The sequence below is a fragment of the Kordia sp. genome, from assembly GCF_045105435.1.
In the GTDB taxonomy this organism is placed as follows: domain Bacteria; phylum Bacteroidota; class Bacteroidia; order Flavobacteriales; family Flavobacteriaceae; genus Kordia.
In genome coordinates this window covers 1-7,155 of record NZ_JBGCDL010000167.1, presented here as the reverse complement: position 1 = coordinate 7,155, position 7,155 = coordinate 1, and the positions used below count along the sequence as shown (strand labels likewise).

The window sequence follows — 7,155 nt, the reverse complement described above, 5'->3', positions numbered from 1 at the left end:
AATTATTCCTTAAGATTCACAAGTGATGTATTATTAATACACTTCGATACCAAAACAGATTTAGATAACTATTTAAGTGTGGTTGAGAACAGTAACTCTGCTGAATTTCAACATAACAAAAATTGAATTAAACATAGCATATTAATCTAATTCGGATGTGGTATTAATTTCTGTGCCAAACAATCATATCAGTTTTAATACAAAATCAATAAAAGATAAAGCCCTCTCGGACTTTATCTCCAAAATGAAATCAATATTCACTTTTCAAAAGAAGCACATTATCCGTAAACCAAAGCGTATATTCTGATAATGGAAAAGTAGTAAATGGAATCTTAAATTCCTTTACCAAATTATCGTTTCCATCTTCAACTTTAATAGTTGTAGAATCATCAACGACAAAAATTTTCCAAACTTGGAATTCTTGCTTTTTGATTTCAGGAATAATTTGATTACTAAAAATGTATTCTAGCAACCAATAACATTCAACCGTTTGAGCCAAATAGCGTACTCCATCTGTGTAACGAAAGGACGGAAATAATGGATGATAAAACCATTGAGTCGTTCCTGTAAACTGTGCTAATTCTCTTAGCAATTCTTCGGGCTTAAATTCTTTAGCCATGATTTAGTGATTTTAAAACAAGAGTTTTACAACTGATTCAAAATGAAACAATCACAATCCCCTTGTGTAATTAAAAAATAATTTTCAGCTAAATCATATCATAGAAAGGTTAACAAATCGTAAACGAATTTAATATTCGCTAGGTAAGAGAAGAGTTCTATCTGTAAACCATAGCGTAATTTCATCTAATGGAAAATCTGTAAAAGCAATGTTATATTTTTTCAATTCTTTTCCGTTTCCATCTTCCACAACAATATTTGCCTGATTATTGGTTACTTTTATTGTCCATATTTGGAAGGGTTCAATAGCTAAATACAAATCATATTGATTACTCATTACATAATCAATTAACCAATACGCCTCTGCTTGTTCTGCTAAATATTTAACCCCATCGGTAAAGACAAACGATGAAAACAATGGATTTTTATAATATTGTTCTGTTCCTGTGAATTGCTTTAATTCATGCTGTAGTTTTTGAGTATCAATCATTTTATTCTCCTTCCGTAATATTATTGTTAATTCTACTTTGTGCTTCCTTTGATAAATCTTCAAAAAAGCCTTCTTCACCAGTTTCAAAGTCGGTGTAAAATATTTCCAATTTATCATCATTCATCATGGCTACTTGATATTCGCAATTGGATAAAAAGACATAGCCAGAATGCATATTTAAAAATATTTCTACTTCTTCATTATAAAATTCATCAGGTAAGCCTTGCACTCTCCATGCTTTTAATAATTCTTCTGCCAGTTCTCGCTCTCGATGTCCGAACCTTGAAAAGTCTTTGGTTACAATTTCTTGTTGGTTATGTGTCATTTCAAAACCTCATTCTTTCAGTTAATAAAAAGGTTAAAACCTTTGTGTATTTAACCTTATGCCTTTCGGCGAGAATGGGGTAACAACTGCAAGAGAGGGGAATCACCCGTTTTGCACAAAGGAAAATTGACTGCGGAAAAATGGGGACACTCTTGTGGGCGTGAGGGTAAAATCCTTAGAGAAAAAATCTAGCGGTTTAGATTTTCAGTATGGATGACTTCATCAGCTATCTTCAATATATATCTGGGGAAAACAGATTTATCTTTTTCCATAGCAAGGGGAATAACTAATTCTGTATTTTTTAAAACTTGATTCAAAAGTGGTCGCATTGAATCTACATCTTTAAAATAGCACTCAAAGCTGCAAGACAAATACATTTTATTTCGATACTTAACATCATCCGATGATTGTTTTTGAAGCACAGATTTAATCTGTTGACGAAGTTCCGTTTCTCTTTTTCCAAAACTAACGGAAAGCATCAAAGGATATTGAGAAGGCGGAAAAGTATCAAACATCGCTTGTGAAAATGGTTTATTTTTCGATACAAAAATATTCACTCTAGGTTTAGTTTCTGGTTTTTTATCTTCTGAAACTATGGTACTTCTCCCTTCTTCTTTTCCTTGCTATTCAGCTATACCTTATGATATAATGAATATTCAAAATAGAAAAGGAAAATAATGACTGTGATAACTTTCGATACATTAGAAGCGACTAAACTTTTAACTGAAAATGGATTTACTAAAAAACAGGCAGAAGCATTAGTTCAGCTTGAAAAAAGTAAAGACACCTCGCAAGTAACGACCAAACAGGATATGTCAGATTTGAAAATTTGGGTATTGACCTTAATATTGGGGCAAACTGTTTTGATAGTAGGTTTGATGTTTACCATGTTTCAGTTCTTTATGAAATAAGAACTGAGGGCTAATGAAAGCCCTCAAAAAGTATTGATAACCATACTATTTCTTTTTGGGTAAAGGTGCTTGTTCCACCCTTCTGACGATAATAGAAGCCTCTTTCTTATTGATGACTTTGGTAACGGATTTACCATTTTCTTCCAAATCTATTTCAACTGGAAAAGTACGATAAGATAATGTTCCTGTTATTTTAACTCTAGCTTTTGAATTCAAGCCTTTTAGAATTTCAATTACTGATGGACTAAAAGCAATCAAGTCATGCCAGAGAGTATCTTTATTTTTCCATTCACCTGATTCTTCCTCTTTGTAACTATCGGTAGTTGCCAACGAAAGCACCGCAAAAGTAGATTCTTCAGATTCAATGATACGAACTCCATTTTTGTTCATGTTTCCGATTAGTTCGATTGTGTTATTAATAGCCATTTTGTTTTCTCCTTTTTTTAGGGTTGTTAAAATTTATACCCTTCGGAAAAAATCATTTCAAGAAAGAAATACGCCAAGAGCAAAAAACGGAAGGCTTCCAAATTTAGGAAAGCCGTTTTTTCTATATTGGATTTATTAGAAATGCTAAAAGCAAAGGGGAATTGCTAACCCTTCAAAGGAAGATGAACTGCGTACTTTATGATAGAATTTGATAGGAAAGATGATACTTAAAATTAGTGTGTGATAATGTATATAATCTTTTTGCCTTCTCTCCAAGTTGGATTTATAACAATATAAACACAAACGAGGTAAAGCGATGAATGACAAAAAATATCTATTAGGCAAAAGTGAAGTTTATAACAATGCTGAAATTAAAGATGAAAGCGAAGCGAAAAAATATCCGCTTTTATGGGAAGTGATTTTTATCAATGATGAAGTTGGAAAGAAATTTACAATTGAATTGTTAGAAAAATTCAACAATCTTCCAAAAGAAAAAGGCATCGTCAAATTAGATGGCGAACCTACAGATAAAATGAGAAGTGCGGAATGTGATTTTAAAAGTGTGGATTGTTTTAGGGAGGTTTTGAATCCGTTGCTGGATAGGTTTTCGATTTTGGATGAGAGAACGAATGAGCCTGTGCCGAAGTTCGCTATTTTAAAAGAGGCACAAAATGCCATCAGCGAAAGGTTAATTACAATGTAAGCATCCACCTACCCACATCTTGTCTCGTTATGAAAATTTTGAATTATTTTACTATTTCTCTCATATCATAGTAATCAATAGCTTTTTGTTTCAATGGATTTGTACTCCATTCTGACCATTCTCCTAAGTATGGATTATAACCGCACTTCAATGGTTTACTAAGAATATCATTTGGGTCTTCAACGTAGGCTCTACAATCAGTACAAATATGTCGAAATTCACAATCCTTACAAACGTGAATCTTATCTTTATTTATTGTCCATACTTCTTTAAAATCAGGATGATTTAAAGCTTCTATCAATTTAGTATCTTTGATGTTTCCGAAGGTTTTTTGCATTGAAGGGCAATTTTTAATATTACCATTTATATCTATTGATATTTTACGATTTAAACAAGAGTTATAATTTAATGATTCAAAATAAACTTCCTTTTTTATCAAAAAAAGAGATTTACTAATCTTTCCACAATGGTGATGTGAATTTAAATTTTCCTTTGTAAATATTATGACTCCTAAACTTGGATACGGAGCATGGTCATAATCATTATGATAATCATCAAATTCCGATTTGTAGACAATAAACTGGCCAATCCTTGGAAATTTCTCACACAGTTCTATTAATTCAACTTTAGTAGTCCATTCACAAAATGGTAAAATAAATTCAACAGCTCTAATATTTGACGACTCTAATACTTGTAAAACTGAAATAATAAATTCTTTAGAAATTTCTTTAAATATCCTTAATTGAATATATGGACATTTTAAATCACTTAATTGGTTAATTGCATTATAAACCCAATCCTTTCTATTTTCGATATCCATTATACAATTTGATACTACAAAAGGACTACTCCATGATAAATTTATTGCAGGAAATTGAGGAGGGGTATTGGTAAAAAAAATTATTTCATTTTCAAGCAAGAAATTGAAATAATCAAATATTGTCTCTTCATTTTCATATTTTTGAACAACCTCCTCAATTGTTAAATTACCATTTTCCTTCAAAAGAATTGTAGCTAGAGAATTAGGAATAAAAACTGTTAGATTTCGCTGAAAATCACAAATAAGGCTTCTAGTAAACCCTTTTACAATTTGGCAACTGGAATATATTATCCAATGTTCATTTCTAGAGAATTTTGTTGATATATTGAGTTTCATAATTATACATTTTACTTATTGGCTTATGGTGAGGTAAAACCAAATAATTTTCTACATCGTTATATTTTTTTATTTTTATTTTTTTGTGTGTCAAAAAGCCCTTTGCTTTTTCATCTAAATATATCCCTTTTATTTTTTGGTAGGCAATAGGTAAACAACCTATTGTTTCTGGTTCGAAAATATCCTCTATTTTTAAAGTTTTATCTTCCATATACTTAGGTTGTATTATTTTAAGCTCCAAGAGCAAAAATTTAAAAATAATTATTTAAAATAAATCAGTTAATTATATCTTTAAAATAATTGGCTATCTCTTTTTCTATATTAAAATTGCAATTAAAACTTAAAAAATTAAATTGACCAACTGGATTTATTTCTAAAAAATAGTACTCTTTTTCTTTTGAATAAATCATATCAATTGACCCTGTCATAAATCCTCCTTTATTCATAAATTCTATAATCATCGTCTCTATTGTTTTAGGTAGTTTAAAAGGAATCATTCTAGTGGGTTTTTTTCCATTATGAGCTCTATAATCAAGAGTGGTTTGAGTATCATTCTGAGAAAAGATTGCCATTGACCACATCCTTCCAGCCCAATAAAATATTCTAATTTCAAATAATTTATCTATATATTTTTGAAACAAACTCAAAGTAAATCTTTCAGAGATACTTTCTAAAAGTTTTTCATTAACCTCTATTGGGCCAAAATTTCCATATCTAAAATTTCCATCTTTTACTGTTAAATCACTATTTGTAGATTTACAAATAACCCGATGTTTCTTAACTATCTTTATTAAATCGTTCTTATGGTTAAGAATCCATGTATCTGGAATTAATAAACCTACATTTTTTGCAATTCGTAAATTTTCAATTTTATTATTTCTTGAACTATTAAAAAAAGAACCTACACTATGTTTTGTAAATCTAGCATTGTACACATATTCACCTATTGCATTAATTTGGTTGTCTAGATTCTTTTTCATTTCTAAAAACCTATTGCTTAGCATTATCTCATTTGGGATTGAAAAATTAAAACGGCCTCTCCTATGCCAAACGGCATTAAAAGAATTTAGAGAAATTTTTTCATTATTAACTGATCTATTGCAGATCAATAGTTTTGAAATACAAGGAAATAATATTAAGAGAATTTTTCAAAAATAATAACTTAGAGTATTCGTATCACATAAGTATTATTACAAATGAAAAATCCACAAATATTAGACATTTATAGTGACTTTCTCATAGCCTCTTTTACAATAGTTACAGCTACGGGATTATCACGACTACTTGATAACGGATACAGTCATGACCAGATCAGTCGATTTCTAGCGCAACGAAAATTTACGCAAAAAGACTTTTGGAAAATGGTCAAGAAAATAATTCGCAAAATCGAAAGTGAAGATGCGATACTAGCCATAGATGATACCATTGAAGAAAAACCTCATTCCACAGAAAACAACATGATCTGTTGGCATTGGGATCATTCTAAAAATTGTACCGTCAAAGGCATCAATATTGTGAACTTTTTATACCATACTGAACTCCCTCAATCAAAAAATGAAGCGGGAATATCTATACCTGTTGCCTTCGAAATCATCGAAAAGACAGAACAGTTTTTAGATGAAAAAACCAACAAATTCAAGAGACGTAGCCCTATTAGTAAAAATGAGTTAGTTCGGCAACGACTAAGAAATTTGGTTCAGTTAAATCAATTAAAGTTCAAATATGTAGTATGGGATACTTGGTTTTCTTCGAAAGAAAACTTTGAATTCGTCCACTACAAGTTGAAAAAATATTTTGTTAGTGCCCTTAAAAGTAACCGAACAGTTGCTTTAAGTAAGCAAGACAAGCTTCAAGGTAAATTCTCAAAAGTTGAAAAACTGAATTTACAAACTAACCGTACTTATGAAGTTTGGCTAAAAGGCTTGGACTTTCCACTCCTGTTAGCTAAACAAATCTTTACAAACAAAGATGGTTCATGCGGAGAATTGTATACAGTAACTAATGACTTTAGTTTAACTTATGAAGCGATCTGTACAATCTATAAAAAACGATGGAAAGTAGAGGTCTTCCACAAATCACTAAAACAAAATACTGGTTTGGAAAGGTCACCAACGAAATATGAGGTGACCCAATCTAACCACATCTTTGCTTCAATGATCGCTTATTGTAAACTTGAGCTTCTTAAGCTCAAAGAAGATTGTAATCATTTTGCACTTAAATCAAAACTGTATCTAAAAGCCATTAAGGCTTCCTTTGCTGAATTACAAAAAATGAAACACTATCAAATGAAAATTCAGCAAGAACAAGTTGAGCATATCCCTTTTTTGGGATAACTCTTTAATTTTTATTTTATTTTTTCAAAATATCCTGACTGCAATAGGTCAGTTAATAATATTGATTATTCTGACTCAGCAGTTTTTTCTGAAGGTTCTACCTTTATTTCCTCTTTGTCTTCCTTTTTATCCAAAGTCTTCATTATTTTCTCATAAAAATCTAAAGTCTTTTCCGTAAAAACAGTTTCATCTA

The 7,155-nt window shown here is 30.6% G+C and carries 11 protein-coding genes; 3 read left to right on the top strand and 8 right to left on the bottom strand.

Going from position 1 to position 7,155, the window contains the following annotated elements; all coding sequences use genetic code 11:
• Nucleotides 1–250: 250 nt before the first annotated feature.
• The 4 genes from AB8B65_RS09035 to AB8B65_RS09020 form a co-directional block, all read right to left on the bottom strand.
• Complete coding sequence (locus AB8B65_RS09035; protein WP_405300620.1) at nt 251–619, bottom strand: DUF6876 family protein; 369 nt, start codon at nt 617–619, stop codon at nt 251–253.
• Nucleotides 620–748: 129 nt separating this feature from the next.
• A complete protein-coding gene (locus tag AB8B65_RS09030; RefSeq protein WP_405300619.1) occupies nt 749–1,108 on the bottom strand; it encodes a DUF6876 family protein in 360 nt (119 codons plus the stop codon).
• A 1-nt stretch (nt 1,109) separates the two neighbouring features.
• Entirely contained in the window at nt 1,110–1,433 is a 324-nt protein-coding gene (locus AB8B65_RS09025) for a hypothetical protein (protein WP_405300618.1), read from the bottom strand.
• A gap of 188 nt (nt 1,434–1,621) precedes the next feature.
• Nucleotides 1,622–1,990 (bottom strand): hypothetical protein, encoded by a 369-nt coding sequence (locus AB8B65_RS09020; protein ID WP_405300617.1) that lies wholly within the window; start codon nt 1,988–1,990, stop codon nt 1,622–1,624.
• Nucleotides 1,991–2,110: 120 nt separating this feature from the next.
• Here AB8B65_RS09020 and AB8B65_RS09015 point away from each other — a divergent pair, with 120 nt between their 5' ends.
• A complete protein-coding gene (locus tag AB8B65_RS09015) occupies nt 2,111–2,344 on the top strand; it encodes a hypothetical protein (RefSeq protein ID WP_405300616.1) in 234 nt (77 codons plus the stop codon).
• 45 nt (nt 2,345–2,389) lie between these two features.
• Here AB8B65_RS09015 and AB8B65_RS09010 read toward each other — a convergent pair whose 3' ends face one another.
• Nucleotides 2,390–2,770, bottom strand: a complete 381-nt coding sequence (locus AB8B65_RS09010; protein ID WP_405300615.1) for a single-stranded DNA-binding protein — start codon at nt 2,768–2,770, stop codon at nt 2,390–2,392.
• A gap of 316 nt (nt 2,771–3,086) precedes the next feature.
• On the opposite strand from AB8B65_RS09010, the gene AB8B65_RS09005 reads away from it, so the two are divergent.
• Nucleotides 3,087–3,473 carry a hypothetical protein gene (locus AB8B65_RS09005; RefSeq protein ID WP_405300614.1) on the top strand — a complete coding sequence of 129 codons (387 nt, stop codon included), beginning with the start codon at nt 3,087–3,089 and terminating at the stop codon, nt 3,471–3,473.
• A gap of 43 nt (nt 3,474–3,516) precedes the next feature.
• Here AB8B65_RS09005 and gwsS read toward each other — a convergent pair whose 3' ends face one another.
• The 3 genes from gwsS to AB8B65_RS08990 all read right to left on the bottom strand — a co-directional run bounded on the left by gwsS (nt 3,517) and on the right by AB8B65_RS08990 (nt 5,609).
• Nucleotides 3,517–4,629 carry a grasp-with-spasm system SPASM domain peptide maturase gene (gene gwsS, locus AB8B65_RS09000; RefSeq protein ID WP_405300613.1) on the bottom strand — a complete coding sequence of 371 codons (1,113 nt, stop codon included), beginning with the start codon at nt 4,627–4,629 and terminating at the stop codon, nt 3,517–3,519.
• Nucleotides 4,598–4,840, bottom strand: coding sequence for a hypothetical protein (locus AB8B65_RS08995; protein ID WP_405300612.1), 243 nt, complete (start codon nt 4,838–4,840; stop codon nt 4,598–4,600). The genes gwsS and AB8B65_RS08995 overlap by 32 nt, the downstream gene beginning before the upstream one ends.
• A 64-nt stretch (nt 4,841–4,904) precedes the next feature.
• Entirely contained in the window at nt 4,905–5,609 is a 705-nt protein-coding gene (locus AB8B65_RS08990; protein ID WP_405300611.1) for a hypothetical protein, read from the bottom strand.
• A 216-nt stretch (nt 5,610–5,825) separates the two neighbouring features.
• Between AB8B65_RS08990 and AB8B65_RS08985 the strand changes: the two genes are divergently transcribed.
• Nucleotides 5,826–6,962, top strand: a complete 1,137-nt coding sequence (locus AB8B65_RS08985) for a transposase (protein ID WP_405300610.1) — start codon at nt 5,826–5,828, stop codon at nt 6,960–6,962.
• Nucleotides 6,963–7,155: the final 193 nt, after the last annotated feature.

Excerpts from the sequence above, each read along its gene's own strand:
- AB8B65_RS09035 (WP_405300620.1), bottom strand. The coding sequence starts at position 619 with ATGGCTAAAGAATTTAAGCCCGAAGAATTGCTAAGAGAATTAGCACAG.
- AB8B65_RS09030 (WP_405300619.1), bottom strand. The coding sequence starts at position 1,108 with ATGATTGATACTCAAAAACTACAGCATGAATTAAAGCAATTCACAGGA.
- AB8B65_RS09025 (WP_405300618.1), bottom strand. The coding sequence starts at position 1,433 with ATGACACATAACCAACAAGAAATTGTAACCAAAGACTTTTCAAGGTTC.
- AB8B65_RS09015 (WP_405300616.1), top strand. The coding sequence starts at position 2,111 with ATGACTGTGATAACTTTCGATACATTAGAAGCGACTAAACTTTTAACT.
- AB8B65_RS09010 (WP_405300615.1), bottom strand. The coding sequence starts at position 2,770 with ATGGCTATTAATAACACAATCGAACTAATCGGAAACATGAACAAAAAT.
- AB8B65_RS09005 (WP_405300614.1), top strand. The coding sequence starts at position 3,087 with ATGAATGACAAAAAATATCTATTAGGCAAAAGTGAAGTTTATAACAAT.
- gwsS (WP_405300613.1), bottom strand. The coding sequence starts at position 4,629 with ATGAAACTCAATATATCAACAAAATTCTCTAGAAATGAACATTGGATA.
- AB8B65_RS08995 (WP_405300612.1), bottom strand. The coding sequence starts at position 4,840 with ATGGAAGATAAAACTTTAAAAATAGAGGATATTTTCGAACCAGAAACA.
- AB8B65_RS08990 (WP_405300611.1), bottom strand. The coding sequence starts at position 5,609 with ATGAAAAAGAATCTAGACAACCAAATTAATGCAATAGGTGAATATGTG.
- AB8B65_RS08985 (WP_405300610.1), top strand. The coding sequence starts at position 5,826 with ATGAAAAATCCACAAATATTAGACATTTATAGTGACTTTCTCATAGCC.